Annotated in this window: 15 protein-coding genes; 1 reads left to right on the top strand and 14 read right to left on the bottom strand. The window is 35.5% G+C overall.

Annotation, left to right across the window (positions count from 1 at the left end):
• Positions 1-280: 280 nt before the first annotated feature.
• From xylB to yicI, 4 genes are read right to left on the bottom strand one after another with little or no spacing between them, the layout of a single operon-like run.
• Positions 281-1,771: a xylulokinase gene (gene xylB / locus LWE_RS01290; RefSeq protein ID WP_011701103.1), complete on the bottom strand. Its 1,491-nt coding sequence runs from the start codon at positions 1,769-1,771 to the stop codon at positions 281-283.
• Between the two features lie 11 nt (positions 1,772-1,782).
• Complete coding sequence (gene xylA, locus LWE_RS01285) at positions 1,783-3,090, bottom strand: xylose isomerase (RefSeq protein ID WP_011701102.1); 1,308 nt, start codon at positions 3,088-3,090, stop codon at positions 1,783-1,785.
• A gap of 11 nt (positions 3,091-3,101) precedes the next feature.
• Positions 3,102-4,490, bottom strand: coding sequence for a glycoside-pentoside-hexuronide (GPH):cation symporter (locus LWE_RS01280; protein ID WP_011701101.1), 1,389 nt, complete (start codon positions 4,488-4,490; stop codon positions 3,102-3,104).
• 25 nt (positions 4,491-4,515) lie between these two features.
• Positions 4,516-6,777 carry an alpha-xylosidase gene (gene yicI, locus LWE_RS01275; RefSeq protein WP_011701100.1) on the bottom strand — a complete coding sequence of 754 codons (2,262 nt, stop codon included), beginning with the start codon at positions 6,775-6,777 and terminating at the stop codon, positions 4,516-4,518.
• 145 nt (positions 6,778-6,922) lie between these two features.
• On the opposite strand from yicI, the gene LWE_RS01270 reads away from it, so the two are divergent.
• On the top strand, positions 6,923-8,059 hold the full coding sequence (locus tag LWE_RS01270; protein WP_011701099.1) for an ROK family transcriptional regulator: 1,137 nt from the start codon (positions 6,923-6,925) through the stop codon (positions 8,057-8,059).
• Between the two features lie 309 nt (positions 8,060-8,368).
• On the opposite strand, the gene LWE_RS01265 is transcribed toward LWE_RS01270, so the two are convergent.
• The 10 genes from LWE_RS01265 to LWE_RS01220 form a co-directional block, all read right to left on the bottom strand.
• A complete protein-coding gene (locus LWE_RS01265; RefSeq protein ID WP_011701098.1) occupies positions 8,369-10,255 on the bottom strand; it encodes an ABC transporter permease subunit in 1,887 nt (628 codons plus the stop codon).
• A 79-nt stretch (positions 10,256-10,334) separates the two neighbouring features.
• A complete protein-coding gene (locus LWE_RS01260) occupies positions 10,335-10,970 on the bottom strand; it encodes a histidine phosphatase family protein (RefSeq protein WP_011701097.1) in 636 nt (211 codons plus the stop codon).
• Positions 10,971-11,041: 71 nt separating this feature from the next.
• Positions 11,042-12,001: a ring-cleaving dioxygenase gene (locus LWE_RS01255; protein ID WP_011701096.1), complete on the bottom strand. Its 960-nt coding sequence runs from the start codon at positions 11,999-12,001 to the stop codon at positions 11,042-11,044.
• A 6-nt stretch (positions 12,002-12,007) separates the two neighbouring features.
• A complete protein-coding gene (locus LWE_RS01250; protein WP_011701095.1) occupies positions 12,008-12,424 on the bottom strand; it encodes a MarR family winged helix-turn-helix transcriptional regulator in 417 nt (138 codons plus the stop codon).
• Positions 12,425-12,543: 119 nt separating this feature from the next.
• Positions 12,544-13,683, bottom strand: a complete 1,140-nt coding sequence (locus LWE_RS01245; protein ID WP_011701094.1) for an ArgE/DapE family deacylase — start codon at positions 13,681-13,683, stop codon at positions 12,544-12,546.
• Between the two features lie 92 nt (positions 13,684-13,775).
• On the bottom strand, positions 13,776-14,189 hold the full coding sequence (locus LWE_RS01240) for a hypothetical protein (RefSeq protein WP_011701093.1): 414 nt from the start codon (positions 14,187-14,189) through the stop codon (positions 13,776-13,778).
• Complete coding sequence (locus LWE_RS01235; protein ID WP_011701092.1) at positions 14,170-15,948, bottom strand: ATP-binding cassette domain-containing protein; 1,779 nt, start codon at positions 15,946-15,948, stop codon at positions 14,170-14,172. Before LWE_RS01235 ends, LWE_RS01240 begins: the two co-directional genes overlap by 20 nt.
• Positions 15,945-17,624 (bottom strand): ATP-binding cassette domain-containing protein, encoded by a 1,680-nt coding sequence (locus LWE_RS01230; protein WP_011701091.1) that lies wholly within the window; start codon positions 17,622-17,624, stop codon positions 15,945-15,947. Before LWE_RS01230 ends, LWE_RS01235 begins: the two co-directional genes overlap by 4 nt.
• 49 nt (positions 17,625-17,673) lie before the next feature.
• Positions 17,674-18,114, bottom strand: a complete 441-nt coding sequence (locus LWE_RS01225; RefSeq protein WP_011701090.1) for a hypothetical protein — start codon at positions 18,112-18,114, stop codon at positions 17,674-17,676.
• A 203-nt stretch (positions 18,115-18,317) separates the two neighbouring features.
• A complete protein-coding gene (locus LWE_RS01220) occupies positions 18,318-19,778 on the bottom strand; it encodes a glycoside hydrolase family 1 protein (protein WP_011701089.1) in 1,461 nt (486 codons plus the stop codon).
• Between the last annotated feature and the right edge of the window lie 64 nt (positions 19,779-19,842).

Genomic DNA, 19,842 nt, shown 5'->3' with positions numbered 1-19,842 from the left:
TATGAGACAAAATTAAAGAAGCATCTGCTGTCGAATTCGAGTAAAACGAATTTAATAGCAGATGCTTTTTGAATGCGACAATAGTCATGTATCCAGCAGAAAAATAAAAGGTACTTGCGTAAAAACAAATACCTTTCATTTTTAATACACTCATCTTCTAATCTATAATCGACCATTTTGTATCCACCAAGAAGATATAAGAGTAATGTTCACATCATACCATGAGAAATGACCAATACATTTCCACATTTTAAAAGAGAAAAAATGGGCGTTTTTTGCTTTATAGCTTGGCTAGACTCATTGAAAGTAGTTTAGTTGACTTGTAAATTTCACGATAAATCGTGTACATTTTTTCGTATGCACGCACATTTTGTTCGTTTGGTATATAAATTTTATCGCTATAGTTGACGAAAAGCGCCGCACAATCATTTAAATTTGAAAAATAGTTTAATCCTGTAGCCGCAATCATTGCTGCACCAACACCCGGCCCTTGTTCATTCGTCAACGTTCGTACATTTCGATTATAAATGTCTGCCTGTATTTGAAGCCATAAAGGGTTTCTGGCCCCGCCGCCAACTGCAATGATCTCCGCCGCATCACGTCCTGCTATTTTTAAAAGCTCAAAAGTATCTCGCAAAGAAAACGTAATACCTTCTAAAACGGCTCGCATAAAGTGACTTCGCGTATGTCTGCTATCAATACCAATAAAAGAGCCACGAATTTCGCTATCTGTATATGGCGTCCGCTCGCCGTTTATATACGGGGTAAAAAGTAACCCCTCCGCGCCAACTGGAATACGGCTCGCACTAGAAAAAAGCTCGTCAAAACTTTCTTCTGGTGCAAATTCCCGTTTAAACCAATTCAAGCTATTGCCCGCCGAAAGCGTGACACCCATGGAATAAAAAGCCTCTTCCTCTATATGGTTAAAGAAATGTAGTGGTGCTGCGTCGGCTTCCAAAAAGTTTGATTCGAAATTTAAGAAGACGCCACTCGTTCCAATACTTGAAAGAGCAAGACCTGGTCGAGTAATTCCTGCCCCAATTGCGGCTACTGCATTATCTGCCCCGCCCATAAACACTTTGACGTCCGTTTTAATCCCAATCTTTTGCGCCGCTTCAACCGTTACTACTCCAATACACGTCGTGGATGAAACAAGTTTTGGAAGTGCCTTTTTAGGAATTTGGAACGTGTCTAAAATTTCATCTGAATAAACTTTCTTTGTGACATTCAAAAGTAGCGTTCCTGCTGCATCCGAGTAATCGGTACATAACTCTCCTGTTAAAATATAAGCTAAATAATCTTTTGGCAAACAAAAATGCGCCGCCTGTCGCCAAGTTTCTGGTTCATTTTGCATAATCCAAACTAATTTTGGAAGCGTAAAGCCTTCTAAAACTGGATTTCGCGTAATCATCTGAATATCCGGCATTGTCTCTCGAATAAATTGACATGCTTTCGTTGTGCGCACATCATTCCATAAAATTGCAGGACGGATCACTTTCATCTCGCTATCCATTACGACTAAACTGTGCATTTGACCTGAAAAGCTAATTCCAGCAAGTTTTTCTTTTAAATCTGGGACTTTTTGGTGTAGCACCTCAAAAACCACATGTAACGCTTTAACCCACTCAGCCGGATTTTGCTCGCTATATCCTTTTTTTTCACTAATTAATGGATAATCACTTGATGCCTCGGCTATCCATTCGCCTATTTCAGTCATCAACACTGCTTTTAGTGCGCTTGTTCCTAAATCTAACCCTAACACATAAGCCATTTTTTTCTCCTTTATACTAAATAATCGTTCAAGCGTGACTTCACATATTCGATATGGCTAGATTCGTTTTGGATAGAATCATGTGCTAACGCATATTCAGTTAGCGATTTAAAATCCTCCTGATTATCTAAAATGCGTGCACCAATTCCCTTCTTAAAACTTCTATACCGTTCTTCTTTTATTTTATCAAAAAAGTGATCTTCTGTTAGTTTTGCCGCTGCCTTTAAGCCTCTTGCATATGTGTCCATGCCAGCAATATGCGCCAGTAACAAGTCTTCCATTTCAAAAGATGTACGTCTAACTTTGGCATCAAAATTAATTCCACCTGGTGCGATACCGCCATTTTGAAGAATTTCATACATAGTAAGCGTTGTATCGTAAATATTTGTTGGAAATTCATCTGTATCCCAGCCTAGAAGCAGGTCCCCTTGGTTGGCATCAATGGACCCTAGTGCATTATAAGTTCTAGCCACATTTAATTCATGTTCAAATGTGTGTCCAGCAAGTGTAGCGTGATTCGCTTCTAAATTTAGTTTAAAATCATTTTCAAGACCGTATTTTTGTAAAAAAGCCATCGTTGTAGCGGCATCAAAATCGTATTGATGTTTTGTTGGTTCTTTTGGCTTCGGCTCAATTAGAAACTGCACCTCGTGTTCAATTTCGTTTGCGTAACGAATCGCCATTTTATACATTCGTGCCATATTCGCTTGTTCAAACTCCATGTCTGTATTAAGGAGGGATTCATAACCTTCTCTTCCACCCCAAAAAACATAATTTTTCCCACCTAATTTTTTACTAATATCGAGTCCCTTTTTAATTTGAGCAGCTGAAAATGCGTATACATCTGCATTATTTGTCGAAGCAGCACCATTTAAAAAGCGTGGATGTGTAAAAAGGTTCGCCGTATTCCATAACAATTTAATCCCCGTTTGTTTCATTTTGTCTTGAATTAAATCCGTTATTTCATCCAAATTACGCATAAACTCTTGCAAAGAATTTCCTTCTGGCGCAATATCCACGTCATGAAAGCAAAAATATTCCACGCCAAGCTTCTCTAAAATTTCAAAAAACATCTCTACACGATTTCGCGCAAGCTCCATTTCTGTTTTGCCAGAAACATCGCGAACATTCGTCGCAGCACCAAACGGGTCAGATCCATCTTGAGTCATGGTATGCCAATAAGCAACTGCAAAGCGCAAATGTTCCTTCATCGATTTCCCTAAAACTACTTCTTCCGGATTGTAATGTCTAAAGGCGAACCGATTTCCTGACTGTACACCTTCATAATTTATTTTTTCAATTTGTTTAAAATATGTCATAATACTCTCCTTTATTTTTCATTTTCCCGAAACGTACGATTTCGTTCTTCTAACTCTACTAAATATTGTTTTTCTTGTTTATCTGCACGATAGAAAAATAGAGCAATCGCTGCAATTACAAAGCCAATAATCGGAATCCAAACGAAATTAAATTCAATAGCACGAAGCGACTCGGCAGTTTGAGTCTTGTTTGCTTGATAACCGCCCATAGCCAAAATTCCAGCCGTCATCGCACCACCGATACCCATACCAAATTTCGCCCCAAAACTAGAAGCAGAAGTTAGTAGTCCTTGAGCGCGTACTCCGTTTTTCCATTCACCGTAATCTACTGTGTCGGCTAACATAACAGACAATAATCCAGAGATAAAGCCAGTTCCAAACGCATTGATGACAACGCCAAAAATAATAATGGAAATGCTCAAGTTATGCGCCCCAATGCCCATAATAATTTGACCAATAATCGCAAGCACTAAGCCCATGACCATTGTATTTCTTTTACCCATACGATTCGCTACTGCTGGTGTAAAGAGCAGAGTGAGAAGTGATCCAAATGCAAGAGCCATAATAATCGGCACTAAATCTTCCCGGCCAAGATTATACTTAAAGAAATAAACCGTCGTTTGATTTTTCATTGTCATGGCCATCCAATAGATAAAGTTCATTAAAATCATAATCATCCAAGGCCAGTTACGTTTCATTGCTTTTACGCTATCCTTCACTCGCACCACTTTTTGAACATTTGTGATACGCTCTTTGGTATTTACGAAAGTATTTAAAAGTAGAACAACCGCTACTATTGAGAAAAGTAAAATGGTTAAGAAAAATCCTTTTTGCTGATCCCCTGAACCTAAAAGTGCCACAATTGGCAAGGTGAAAACGGTCACGATGATTTGGCCTATCGTGCCACCAAATTGCCGAATGGTGCCTAGTACAGTCCGTTCTTTTGGATTATTCGTTAAACTAGGTAAAATAGAGGTTATTGGTAAATTTACACATGAATAGAAAATTCCAACTAAAATATATGTCACATAAGCCCAAACAATTTTTCCGCCGTCCGTTAAATCAGGGGTTGTAAAAGTTAAGACACACATTAAGCCAAACGGAATGGAAAACCATAAGAAAAACGGCCTACTTTTTCCCCATTTTGTATGTGTACGGTCAATAAAAATCCCAATAATTGGTCCGTCAAAGGCATCAATCACACGTGCGACTAAAAATAGTGTCCCAACCGCCGCCGCACTTATGCCATAAACATCAGTATAAAAAAACATTAAATATGTTCCGATAACTTGAAATGCTAAATTACATGCTGTGTCACTTAAGCCATAACTAATTCTTTCTTTCCAAGGAACCATTGCTTTTAACGGCGCCGCTTCTTTTATACGTTCTGTTGCTTCCATTTTATTACCCTCACTTTTTTAAGTTTTATTGTAAACGAAGATTTTTTGTCCCCTCAAAACGCTCGATCTCATCTGAGACTTGCTTATGCCATACAACCGAATAATTTTCTATATTTTCTACTTCTAAAGAGACTTTTTCCCCTTCTTTACTCACTTTAATATAAGCCACTTTTTCTCCTGTTTTGGAATAAATATCCTTCGCAACAGAAATATCTTCGCCAAGAAAACCATATACATGAATTTCAGGATTTGCCGCATAATCGTATTCAGCATGCTCGTCTTCCGTCCCCATCACAATGACGCTATTTTCTTTAGCTAGGAGCGGAAATGACATATAATCGTGAATTTCGCTATACCATTTTTCTCCTTCATAAGTTTTTTCTGTTAGAATGTTCGTCCATTTTCCTTCTGGTAAGTAAAATTCGCCTCTACCGACAGGATTAAAAATAGGTGCCACAAGAAGAGAATCACCAAGCATATATTGTCTATCAAGTGATCCAGCCGTTAAATCTTCTGGGAAACTCATCACCATCGGACGCATCATTGGAACGCCCGTTTGATGAGCAGATACAGCATGTGCATATAAATACGGCATCAAGCGCAATTTTAGTTTGGTGAATTTGCGCGTTACTTCTGTCGCTTCATCATCAAACACCCATGGAACACGGTATTCTACATTGCCGTGGTAACGACTATGGGAGGATAAAAGTCCAAATTGGGTCCATCTTTTATAGATATCTGGTGTCGCACCTTCTTCAAACCCGCCAATATCATGACTCCAAAAACTAAAACCAGATAACATAAAGGATAAACCACCACGCAGTGATTCTGCCATGGACTCATAGGTTGATAGACAATCGCCGCCCCAATGAACTGGGAATTTTTGACTTCCCGCCGTAGCTGCTCTTGCAAAAACAACCGCTTCTCCAGGCTTTTTACGTTCTAAAAGTTCATAAACTGCCTCGTTATACTGATAAGCATAATAATTGTGCATTTTCTCTGGATCAGAACCGTCAAAATAAATTACATCTGTTGGAATTCGCTCACCAAAATCCGTTTTAAATGCATCAACACCCATATCCATTAGCGCTTCAAGTTTTGATAAATACCAAGCCTTAGCATCCGGATTTGTAAAATCAACAACCGCTTGTCCACCCTGCCACAAATCCCATTGCCATACAGATCCATCATGTCGTTTAATAAAGTAACCGTTTTCTTTTCCCTCTAAAAATAAAGGCGATTTTTGTGCAATATACGGGTTTATCCAAACACATATTTTCAAGCCTTTTTCCTTCAAACGTTTTAACATCGCTTCAGGATTCGGGAAAACGCGTTTATCCCATTCAAAATTACACCATTCAAAATCTTTCATCCAAAAACAATCAAAATGGAAAACTTCAAGCGGAATATCGCGCTCTCCCATTCCATCAATGAAGCGATTGACCGTTTCCTCATCGTAATCCGTACAAAACGAGGTGCTTAGCCATAAACCAAACGACCAAGCTGGCGGTAAGGCCGGTTTTCCCATAATATCAGTATATTTTTGTATAATGTTAGCCATCGTCGGACCATAAATAATGTAATACTCTAATGTTTCGCCCGCCACACTAAATTGATTTTTTGAAACATGTTCTGTACCGATTTCAAAAGACACACGCTCCGGATGGTTGACAAAAACACCATAACCTTTATTGCTAATGAAAAAAGGAACATTTTTGTATGACTGGTCACTACTTGTTCCCCCGTCCTTATTCCAAATATCAACCGTCTGTCCGTTTTTGACAAAATTGGTAAATCGTTCACCTAAACCATAAATATTTTCCCCAACAGAAAGGTTCAGACGTTCCCGCATAAATGCTCCTTCATTAGACTCAACATATCCTGCACCGCCTATATCAGATGAAGTAAGTAATCTATCATCTCCAAAAAATGAAATTTGATATTCCTTTTTATGAAGTTCAGCTTTTAAGTTACCTGACTGAATAATAATTTTCTCTTCTTCGTCTGTCGTTTGTAACGCCACTTTATTTTTTGTAACCGGAAATTCAGGTCCCTTCTTTTTTTCACCATCATGATGAGTTAAGGTAATTTTTAAAATATCTTTTTGAGGTGCTTCAATGCTTGTTGTTATCATCCCTAAATTTAACGTATCGCCTCTAGTAACGATTTTTTTAAATGGTGCAAAAACCTCGATTGAATCCGCTTTCATTTTGTAATCAAAAATTTCTTTTGGTGTATGGATTGTGTAACCTTCTTTAACGAGCCAAATACCATCTGTAAATTTCATGATTCTTCCTCCCATTCATTAAGATTTGCAAAAGTTTTATTTTTAGTTTGTTAGTATAATAAACTAACTAACAATAATATAAAGGAATACGGTTTCTTTTGTCAAGTATTTTTGCTAAACTAATAAGAGAAAGCGAGGGAAACATATGTTTACTAATCGTACAGTAATTCGAGAATCAAACGAACGAATCGTTTTAAATACAATTGCGCAAAAAGGACCACACTCACGTGCTCTACTTTCAGATACTATTGGGTTAAATAAAGCGACCATTTCTGATATCGTTAAAAAATTAATAGCGCAAAAATTAATAAATGAAGTTGGCATTGGTGAAAGTACAAACCTGGGCGGACGAAAACCCATTATGCTTGAACTTAATGCAAAAGCTGGTTTTTCTGTAAGTGTTGATATTGGCTATAATTACATTGATGTTATGGCACAACGCCTAGACGGCACCGCCTATAAGCGCGAACTATTTCCCTTTATCGTAATCAAGAGAGAAACAATTATCCAAGAAATCTCAGATATACTTGATGTATTCCTCTCAAGCCTACCGAAGTCACCTTTTGGCATTGTTGGTATTTTAATTGCCATTCATGGTGTTGTTTTGGACAATCAAATTCAATTTACGCCGGCCTATGATTTAGCAGGTTTGGATTTTTCAAGTGCATTGCATGAACAATTTGCCTGCCCGGTTTATTTGGAAAATGAAGCCAATCTTTTAGCAGTTTCTGACCATACAAAAGAAGAAAGCTATGCAAACCTCGTGAGCATCAGTATTCATTCAGGAATTGGTAGTGGTGTTATTTTAAACAACGAGCTTTATACTGGAATTAATGGCTATGCTGGAGAAATTGGACATATGCAAATTGTGACTGAGAATGGTCGACCTTGTCCATGCGGCGCTTCTGGCTGCCTTGAATGCTACGCTTCCGAAAAAAACATTTTAGATACCTATCAAACGCGCACCGGAAATAAAAATGCGCTTGTTACTGATTTATGTCGTGCTTTTACAGAAAAAGAAGAGGAAGCGATGGCAGTGATTAATGATATGGTTCGCTATTTAGCTACTGGCATCCAAAATTTAACCGCACTCTATAACCCAGAAATTATTTTTATTAACAGTGAGATTTCACGCCTCATCCCAGATTTCACAAAACAAATCGAATCAAGGCTAACCTCCTTTACATCAAAAAATATCGCCATAAAAGAATCTCATCTAGGCGAAGAAGCTATTTTATATGGGGCAGGATATCTTATTATCCAACGTTTTTTAGCCTCCTAAAAAAGATAAGGAAACTTTTATCGTTTCCTTATCTTTTTAATTTATTTCATATTTCCACCAAAAGAAACACAATTTCCCCCTCCAGTTTATACAAAGCTGGTAGCTGCTTTCGTCTTTATCACAACACCCTGATTTCAGCTTTTGCTGGTATAAAAAAATGATTGAAACAAATGGAGTAGAATTATAAATGTTAACTAAATACCAACATCAGCTAGATAGAATCCAAAATCACCATTTTAAAAAGAAAAGATATTTAGACCAATACATTGAAGAATGTGAATGAATAAAAAGCTTAATTCGTTTTCAGAACTAAGCTTTTTTACTGTCTTCTTCCCGTTTCAACAGCGAATTTGCCATCACTTGGAAACAGAGAATTAAAATCATAAATACGATTAATGGTGGTAAAATTATCCAGAATTGGTGGTTAGCAAAAACGAATTTGGCATTTGCGATTAAGCCAGATAATTCGGGGATAACTGGGTTAAGCATACCGTCATCAGCGCCCATGATTGCCCCACCAATGAAAATCCCAAAGATAGCTAAGTGCACGAACATCTGCAATGTCTGAATGAGTTGCTCAATCCAGATTAAAATTAATTTTGACCAGATTTGCGGATTGATATGCTTCGATAAAATCCAGCGTGCGTTGCCACCAAAAACCAGCGCACTCAGAACGAATTCTTTTTTCAATACTTGGGAAATTTCACTGCTAATTCGATTAATTGTAATTGGTAAAACGATGACAACCATGATTAACACTTGAAAACTAATCCGAGTAAATAAGCTGGTTTCGAAAACACCTGTGTAGCTAATGAATTCATTGACCATGATAATGAATACAAGTAGCGAAAGTGGTAAATAATGCATCCCGTCAGCTATGCTTTGAACAAAATTCCGGGTTCGCGGCTTACTGAAAAACGCAAGCGGCACTGCCAAAATGTAGCCAATAACAACACGAAGCGTGGCGATGATGACGGCGATAAGTAGCGTGTATTTGATGCCGACTAGTAGTTGGTCGAGAATGGAGTTGCCGGCTTGGTCGGTGCCTAACCATACTTGTGCGTTTGGCTTGAATGGCGCCATATCGGTTACTCTTCCGGTCGCATCACTAATGAATTTAAGCGAATTGATTTTGTCTCCCATGAGTCCGTAAATGAGGCTTGCGATTAGTAAGATGCTAAGCGTTACCAGCGGAATGCTGAAGGATGGGCGTTTTAGGAGCTGCCCGGTCGTTACTACAATGTTTTGCCATTTGCTTTTAAGATCTACTTTTTCCGTAAAAGTACGCTCAAAACTATTCCAGTGTAACGGAATTCTGGTAACATTTGCGCTTTCTGTGTTTTTCCCGTGGCTAATCCATAGGTCAATTAGTGCGTAAAAGAAGTAAAATGGAGTGAAAACAAGCACTAATACTAGGAAAATATTTAATGGACTAAATCCTGCTAGCAAATAATAAAGCACGCCTTCGATGCCAAATAAAAATTCTACAACGAGATAGGCGCTTAATATAAACCAAACGATGGTTTTTGATTGGTAAAATAGGCTTTGCATCATATTGGGTGTAGCGTGACGCATTAATATAGCTCTATCGGTTAAACCTTTCCCTCGCGCTAATTGAACATAATCAGCCTGCCATTCATTTTCCATGAGGAGCATCATCATTTTGTAAAAGAGTACGATTGGTATGATTGATAAGCAAACGATTGGAGCAGCATAAATTTGCTCGCCGTTTAAACTGTAAAAATTCAATGTAAATACTCCGGTTTGTTGGTATATATAAACAACAGCCATTTGAATAAGAAAAACAAAAGAAAAATCTGGAAATGCTTGAAGTATTGATAGGAATCCGCTTAATCCACGGCGCAACCACTTTGGTCCACGAAATGTTGCTATAACTAATATGTATGCGATGATTAAAGATATAAGCAAGCTCGCGATAATTATTTTCATCGAGTAAAAATAGGGGCCTGTAATAAAATCACGCAAAGATATATGAAAAACTTCTGCACTTCCTTGGTAACTAATTTCCCATTTGGTCGGATGTAAAATCGCAGTAAAAATAGACTTGAGGGCTTCCAAATAAGTGCTTGATGACCACGATGTTACTTTACTAAATATTGCGGGAACACAACTGATTAAAATAATTCCTAAAATTCCTAAAAGATAATGTAGAAAAATTTTGACAATTCTTTTCATATGTATTATTTCTCCCTTTTTCTAGCTCTCTCTTATAAATCTAGGACATACCCCAAATGAGATATGCCCAAGATATTACTTATTTTAAGTCTAAATGACCAGTTTCATTTAATTGTTTAAGAGAGAATTCGCCGTTTTGGTATTCTACGATGCTAATACTTGTGTTCAAAATTCTTGGGGCTTCTTTGCGATGATCTTCAATGGTTCCACCTTGCAGCAAGTATAATAATAAAGTAAGCGACATTCCGTGAGAAACTACAAGAATATTCCCACTTGGATTTTCAGCGATGATTTTTTCGACACCTTGAAGTAGTCGTTCTGCAAGCTCATAATAAGTCTCGCCACCATTAACTTCTGCTTTGTAGGTTTCTGGACTATGAAGAATTTTTGCTCGTTCTTCGGGATGTTTTTCGTCAATTTCCGTTACAGTAATACCTTCCCACGTTCCAAAGCTCATCTCTTTTAGCTCTTCCAGTGGTTGAACTTCGATTTCGCGGTTGCCAAGAATATAAGCTGCTGTATCTTTCGTGCGCTTACTTGTACTTGTATAAACTGCGTCAATCTTCGTATCCTTCAACACTTCACCGACTGCTTTAGCGCCATCAATACCTTCTGCAACTAAAGGAGAATCTCCCCAGCCTTGCATTTGTCCAGTCATATTCCATTCTGTTTTACCGTGCCTTACAAAATAAATCGTACGTAAACCTTCTGCCAAAATTCTGCCTCCTAATTACACATTCTTCTAAAATTGTATCATGAATAGGCATATTTTCAAGGTTTTCTTATTTATTTATCTGTATCAAGTGGTTTTAAATGCGCTAAAATATCTTCACGGCGGTTTTCTAAGTGTGGTGGTAAATCAACATAAGTGCCATGTTCTTTTGAAAAATCTGTTTGGAAACCCGGTTCGTCCGTTGCAAGTTCGATTAAAATACCATTACTTTCGCGGAAATAAAGGGAATGAAAATAAAATCGATCCACATAACCTGAATTTTTGTAGCCAAGGTCTTGTATCATTTCTGTCCAGCCGATTAAATCACTATCTGTTGGAACGCGGAAAGCTACATGATGAATTCCACCTGCACCTAGATTTCCCTGGTCTAAATCTGGTCGCGATTCCACATGCACTTCACCACCAAGTCCCACTTCTCCCGTTTTAAAAACAGTGAGCAATTTATCATTTTCCTCATACGCACCAACTCGTTCAAATCCTAATACTTTGGTCAAAAGATTGTCTGTTTTTTCTTTTTTGAATACAGAGAAGCGTACCGGACCGAGACCACGAATCGCATATTCTACAGGAACCGGACTGTCTTTCCACGCGGAAACGTCTGTTACTTGAGTACTTGTTTCATCAGAAATCAAATTAATTGGCAAGCCATCTGTATCTTTTAAACGAATAATTTTGCGTCCAAATTGTTCGATTGCTTTACTATGAAAAATCCGATGTTCATCAAGTCTTTTATCCCAATAATTTAAGGCTTCATCACTTGGCACACGTAAGCTAATCTCAGAAATCGCATTGCGGGATGGATGGTTTTTAGCCATATTTGGAACTTCAAAAAAAGTTAATGCTGTCCCTGGAGAACCAATTTCATCTCCGTAGTATAAATGGTAGGTATATGGATCATCTTGGTTGACCGATTTTTTGACTAGTCGCAGTCCCATTATTTTTGTATAGAAGTCAAAGTTAGCTCGTGCATTCGCTGTAAAAATAGATACGTGATGAATTCCTGATAATTTCATAAATAATCACTCTCCTAGTTTTTTTAATAGCTTAAGTAGTTCTTTTTGTTCGTCTCTTGTTAATTTATCAAATTGAGATTGTTGAAAAGCTTCTTGTTTTGGTACATTTTCGCGGTAACACGCTTGGCCTTTATCTGTGAGTGCAATATGTTTTTCGCGTCCTGTCTTTGTTCGCGTTATATAACCTAATTGCTCTAATTTCGCGAGGAGTTGGGTAACATTTCCCTTTGTCACAACTAATTTTTCGGCAAGTTGTTGTTGTGTAATTTCGTTGTCCAAACCTATTTGGGCAATGCAGTCAAATTGTGCTGTTGAAAGCCCCGCTGCTCGTAAGTTTTGATTGGTCAACTTTATATTACGATTATAAAACCGACTAAATCGAAACCAAAGTAAAACTCCTAACCGTTCTTCTTTTCTTACCATTGTTGTCGCCTCCTCTTATAATTTTAGTTTAGTACTAAACTGTTTAAAAAGCAAGTATTTTCACTTATTGAAACTAATAAAAAACCAATTTGACACAAAATCAAATTGGTTTTTTATAATTAACTTAAATATTCTACTGCAATTTTTTTATATACATCTACCATTTCTAAATAATTATCTATGGAGACATTTTCATTTATTTGATGTGGCGTTTCATTCCCTGGGCCGAAGATAATTACTGGGAACTTATGTTTAGCTTTAGTAAACTCGGCTGCATCTGTTGTTCCAGAAATTCCAAGTAACGGTATCTCTTCCTTGATAATACCTTTCGCAACATCACGCGCAACATGAACTAATCTTGAATTTCTGTCACTAAATACAGGTTGTTTATCGTAATCAAATATTAACTCTAGCTGTACATGTTCTTTTTTATTTAATTCATTTACAATATCAACAATTCGCCGTTTCAAAGTTTCGTTATCTACTTCTGGAATAGAACGGATATTACCTTGTAGTTCTGCTTTTTCTGGGATACTATTGACTTGGTTTCCACCACTTATTACTGTGACATTATGGATAAAATCACCTAGTATTTCATTTGTAGTGTGGATGGAAGCAACATATTTTTCTATTTCATTATAAAATAGCATCAAATTATCAATTGCATTCACACCATATTCTGGCATCGAACTATGCGCATTTTTACCAGTAGATTTAACGGTATAATTAATCGAACCTTTATGCGCATATACAATTCGGTGTCCACTTGGTTCCCCAATAATTAAACCATCTAAGTCATCTGCATAACCTTTTTGAGTTAGTTGTTCTGCTCCAAGTTCGCCAACTTCTTCACCAACTGTAGCTAATAATCTAATTTTCCCATTTAGTTTTTGCTTTTCTTCTTGCAGCTCAATCATTGCAATGACCATCGCTGCTAAACCTGACTTCATATCCGTGGCACCACGGCCGTATATTTTCCCTTCCTGCTCCGTTGCTTCAAAAGGAGGAAACTTCCATTTTGACACATCTCCTGCATCAACCACATCCATATGCCCTGAAAAAGCCAAAACTTGCTCATCGCTAGAACCTATTTCACTAACAAGACTTGCCCTGTCTTCATCATACAGCACTTTCTCAGATTCAATCCCATATTCAGCTAACAACTTCTGTAAATAATTCGCAACCTGTTCTTCATGCCCATTAGTCGAATCAATATTTACCATGTCCTTTAAAATTTGAATCTTTTTTTGTTGATCCATATTTTACGCCTTCTTTCTATATCATTCATCATATATTTTCCCTAATTTTTTTTGAGGAAACAAAGAAAGAAGTGTAATAAAGGCTCACAAATTTATTGCTGGCTTTTTTTACGTCTTTTATAAATTTTCTGTAGCTCTTCAAACATAAGAAAGCCATCTGTTTGTAAGTAAGGAATTGGCAGCAATGAATTTATCCCAATAAATATGCTGAAAATTTTTATGAATATAAAATTATAGCCCAACAATATACCCATTGTTAAATTCACAATAGCTGGCATTAGTAAAATAAGCGCTTGTTTAACTATACCCCAATTCTTATCTTCTTCAAATGACACCGAACAATTGATAACAATGGGCGAAATAGCCACTTTTTTTATGTGAAGGAAAATAAAGTTGCCAATTATCACTTTATCTATTTTCCCTCTGAAAAGAACCACAAAGAATATGTGCGTCAGTTCGTGCAATACAAGCACTATAATCCAACTCTTATAAATTTCTAAAATCATTCTTTTTATCCCGGTAGCTCATGAATAGCAATGTTAGCATAAAAATGATTAACGAAATTACTAAAGTTGGCAGTAGCATAATCATCCCAATACTATGTCCAATAATAAGTTGATTTACTAATAGACATGCTGGTATACATATTAAAAAATCGAATAACATTATCAAATAAATAAACCCCTTGTTCACCCTAGGTCTAAAATTCAAATTGGACATATCATTTAAAAATCCATTAATTAAACTAAATGATTTTCTTCCAAAGATGAGAATTAATCCAGCCACAATAAGAGAAAACACTACTGATAAAGGAATGATTTTTTTCAAGTTTTCTTTATAGAAAGATAGTTGTAACTCACCATATATATAATTAGAACTATATTGATAACTAGGTCCATGTTTTTTTAAATAACTTAATAGTTCATGTTGGTCTTTATCAGCTAGCTTCATAGAAATAATATAGAAATTAGGATTGTCATATCCTTGCTTTTCCAAATTTGTCAATATACTATTAAGCTTCTCAGCAGATTTATCCGTAACTTCCACCGCACCATATTTTTGTGCTTGTTTTGAGTAAGAGATTGCAGCTACAGGTGAGTTAACAATACCTACAATCTTATAATAATCTCCTTCAAATTTCACTTTCTTTCCTATAAACGATTCTTCACTTGAATCATCTTGGAAAAACTTTTTTAAATTACCATAAGATAATGCAATTTCCTTTGCACCATCTTTTGGAAAACGTCCTTTGATTAAATGAATTTTAGTCACAGGGAATGCATTAATATAACTAGGTGAATTGGTTATTATTTCCGGAAGCCCAAGAACTTCGAACTTGGAATCATCTAAAGTAAGTCCATTTATATAATTTTCATCTACAACATAAATTTGCTCAACATATTTTTTTTCTTGCAGTTTTATTAATTCATTTGTAGTGAGATGATTAGGTTTTTGGAATTCATCTTCAATTTCATTATCAGTCATTTCAATATTAAAATATCTAGAATAATTCTCCGCAACATCCAACATTTCAAAATTATAATCACTTGCTAATTCCTCATCCATTGGAACTGAGCGAGCAATAATAGTAGAGACGATAATAGTTAATAAGATAGACAAAACTATAATCAAAGCCAACATCAAAAAATTAAATTTTGATTTTAATAAGTAGGTGATAATTCTCCGATTCGCTACTACATTCTTTTCCCTTATCGGTATGTCCTTATTCTTTAATGGAATTAAAGGTGAAACTTCAATTTCTAGTTTATTTATAAGAATAGTTTTCTCAAATAAGTTTCCAAGGCGTGCATCATGGCTCACTAAATAAATTATTTTCGTTTTAGATAGTTCGCTTAAGATGTTGGCCAACGTCTCCGAAGAACCATTATCTAGGTTATTAGTAGGCTCATCGAAAACTAGTATGGGGGCATCTAAAGATAATGTTCTAACTAACTCTACTTTAACAAACTCGCCGCCACTTAATGATTGAATATCTTTGTCTAAGCAATAACTATCAATTGAGAACGCCTCACAATACTTTTCTACCAACTGAGGGTTTGTTTTTGGAAAATGCAAATATTTCTCTACTGTTGTTTTATATTTCCAGTTTTTTTGTGAAAAATAAGCTACATCTTTTGCTTTTGTTGTATTATCTTTTAATTCATTTTCAATAAAAGTTGTTTTTCCACTTCCGTTAACTCCGCCAATAGTATATATTCCTGGTTCTTTGATAGAAAAAATACTAAATTTATTTATTTTAGTCATATAATTGCCTTTCTGATGTTGTATTTAATGGTTGAAGGGGTAATGATATACACAAGTGCGTAGAATAAAGTTGTCACGCCTATAATTGTTATGTTAATTAACGAATGAACAAAAATCCACATTATTATCATATAAATAAACGTAGTAATGATTGAAAAAATTTTGAATTTTGTTGTTAGGTATGCTTTTTTTCTATGTTCAAGTAACTCTTTCTTATTGTAACCGTAATAAGCCAAAGTACTATAACTATTCTTGTAATTAGCCTCATACATGAATAGTAAAATTAGGAGCAATAATAATAGCAAACTAATAATAAGTAATACTTTTTTTATTAAATTCATTGTATTACTATATTGATTAATCTCTGCATTTAATAACTCAGGCTCATATCCTTTAATAAACATTTTTTTAGCGTATAATTTGTTATCTGCTACAAAGTCATAAAATGAAGCTTTTTCTTTTAATTTAACACGAGCTTCTGTAATCAAAACATCACTTTGATTGATTTTTGCTAAAATTTTCGAATATAAAGCAGGATTAAAATCTACTTCTATCTGATTTGGTTCCAAAGTATCACTAGTACGAATCTTATAACCCCAAGACTCTATTTGGGTTATTTTCTCTTGTGTTAAAACTATATTGTCTGCTAAATAAAAAGACGGATTCTCGCTATTTTTATAGTAATTTTCATCGTCACTAATAAGTTCTACATTTTCTTTAAGTTTTAAGTTTTGTTGTAAATATTCCATCGTTAATGCTTGAATATTCATAAATTCTTTTGTTTCCGGATTATAAAACTCCAAAAATATTAAGTCTTGGTAAGTATCTTTTTTCAAATTAATCGCTTCTTCATAATACTCATCTTCATTAATACGTTTTTCTACATCAAAATATTTTGCTTTATTCCATTTCGTTGCTGATTGTATAAGCATTGTATTAATGGCTTCAATATTGTCATAGGAAGAAGCATTAGCACTATAAAGAGTTGCGAGCTGATATGTCCCTTTTTTACTTGTTGGCTTTGTTTCTTCATTATTTGCTGCTAATAAGCTAACTAAAAAAATAAAAAAAATCGTCATGCATAACAGATAAAAGATATACAAGAAATACGTTTTTCTAGGTTTTATTTTAATAGTTCGTTCATTTACCCCTTCTTGTTTAAAGTGAATATCATCAACATATTTTTTTTCATTTGTATCATATATTTTACTTTTTGTAACTTCTAATTTTTTGTCATATTTAATAAAGCGATCATCATGTGTGATTAGGAGAACTATTTTGTTCTTAGCTGCTTGATAGATTATTTCTTTTGCTTTATCAAAAACATCCATATCTAAATCATTAGATGGCTCATCTAATATCAATACTTCCTGATTTGACAAAACTACTCTCAAAAGATTAATTAGCCTTTTTTCACCACCGCTTAAAAATTTACTTTTTTTGGTTAATAAATATTCTAATTGCTTTTCTTTCAAGAAATTAATAGCTCGTTCATCCGAAATCTCATTCATAGTAATATTCGTCAACACAGTTTCATGCTCTAATATTTGATTATCATCTTGTTTCATCATACAACAAATATTTCTATTAGATGCTAGTATTTTTTTTGCTAATGTCGTTTTTCCAGCCCCGTTTACGCCAACAATTATGTATATTCCGTTTTTAGTTATATCCAAATTAATTTATCCTTTTATTTTCTAGATGAATAAAGAGCCTATGATGTAACTACATTACAAATAAATCTACAATTAATTGAGATTTCACATTTTTATTATTTCTTTTTTCTAACTTATACGAATATTTTTCTTTCCCCATTGCATAATGCCCGTAGTATTCTCCATAATATGTGTTATTCTTTGACGTATAACCATTACTATACATCAACTTATATGCTTGATTATCTTTTTTAGAATAAATGCTATATTTTGTCTTGGGTGTTCCTAATGTTTGGTTTACACCATATTTGACACTGCCCTTTGTCCAGTGTCTTTTTGTAGCAATTGCGCACACAGATTGATTTTTTTGAAATGCGCTTTTCCACTGATAACTAGAATCTACTCCCCGTACATAATATCTCTGTTGTATTACTGATACAGATACTCCAACTATAGAAACAATTAAGCTAGCAACAGCTAAAATAATTAACCCTTCCACACTTTTTTTCATATTGTTCGCTCTTCATTCATCTGAAAAATTATATCATAGGAGATTGTGAACTTCAATACAATATAGGTAAATTTAATCATTATTTTTAGAATTTTTTGCTATTTTTTGGTATTTTCAAACTTTATTATCCGTAAATGATATATAATCCACTTTTAGATTCGCAAAAAAAACAGCCCCACCTAAGTGGGACTGCGATTTTTCTATTAGTCTAAATCTTCACCATTTGTTTCAATTACTTTTTTATACCAGAAGAAGGAATCTTTGCGAGAACGTTCTAGTGTTCCTTTGCCCCAGTCATCTTGGTCTACGTAGATGAAGCCGTAGCGTTTAGACATTTCGCTTGTGGAGGCACTTACTAGGTCGATTGGGCCCCAGCTTGTGTAGCCAATTAGGTCTACGCCATCAGCAATTGCTTCTTTCATTTGTTCGATGTGTTTGCGCAAGTATTCAATTCGGTAATCATCATGGATTTTGCCATCTTCTTCCACTTTATCATATGCACCTAAACCATTTTCTACAATGAAAAGTGGTAATTCATAACGACTATACAAATCGTTTAATGTCCAGCGTAAACCTTTAGGATCAATTTGCCAACCCCAATCAGATGATTCAAGGTATTCATTTTTCACGCCGCCCATTAAGTTCCCAGCAGAGCGGTCGCCTTCTGGACTAGCTGTTGCGGACAAGGACATGTAATAACTGAATGAGATGAAATCAACGGTATGTGCTTTTAGAATTTCATCATCGCCAATTTCTTTTACGATTTGAATGTCGTTCTCTTGGAAGAAACGGTTCATGAAGCTTGGATATTCTCCGCGAGCGTGAACATCTGTGAAGAATAGGTTTTGTTGATTTTCATATTGCGCTTTTAAGATGTCATCAGGATTATTCGTCGCAGGATATGTTGCCATACGAGCTAACATACAACCGACTTGTGCGCCTGGAATAATTTCATGAGCTAATTTTGTCGCAAGTGCACTAGCTACAAATTGGTGATGAGCCGCTTGGTAAGAAACTTCCAGCGGGTTTTTCGCATCCTCTAAAAGCACCCCGCCACCAGTGTATGCGCTAAGTGAAATAACATTGATTTCGTTAAAAGTTAACCAATATTTTACTTTATTTTTATAACGTTTAAAAACTGTTTCTGCATAATTCGTGAAAAATCCGATAACACGACGATCAGCCCAACCGTTATATTTTAAAGTAAGGTTTAAAGGCGTTTCATAGTGAGAAAGTGTCACAAGTGGCTCGATGTCATATTTTAATAATTCATCAAACACTTTATCATAAAATTCAAGGCCTTTTTCATTTGGCTCTTTGTCATCACCATTCGGGAAAATTCGCGCCCAGTTTAATGATAGACGGAAAGTTTTAAAGCCCATTTCGGCAAATAAGGCAATGTCTTCTTTATAATGATGATAAAAATCAACGCCTTCACGTTTAGGGAATCTTGCATCTACTTTCCCTGCGATAATTGCCTCGATTTCAGCTTTAGATACATCTAATGCGTGGTCTTGTGTGCGTTCTTCTTTCGGAATGAATTTTACCATATCTGCTGTGGAAAGGCCTTTACCATCTAAATCGTAAGCGCCTTCAACTTGGTTTGCAGCAGTTGCTCCACCCCATAAAAATCCTTTTGGAAATTGTTTTTTCACTTCAGTCATTTCTTTCGCCCCTTCCGGCTAATTTCTTCTACTTTTCAAGTTTAATCTATGTAATGCATTACAG

Source organism: Listeria welshimeri serovar 6b str. SLCC5334 (assembly GCF_000060285.1).
GTDB classification, from domain to species: Bacteria; Bacillota; Bacilli; order Lactobacillales; family Listeriaceae; genus Listeria; species Listeria welshimeri.
The sequence above is the reverse complement of the archived record's forward strand: the minus strand, read 5'-3'. Positions and strand labels throughout refer to the sequence as shown.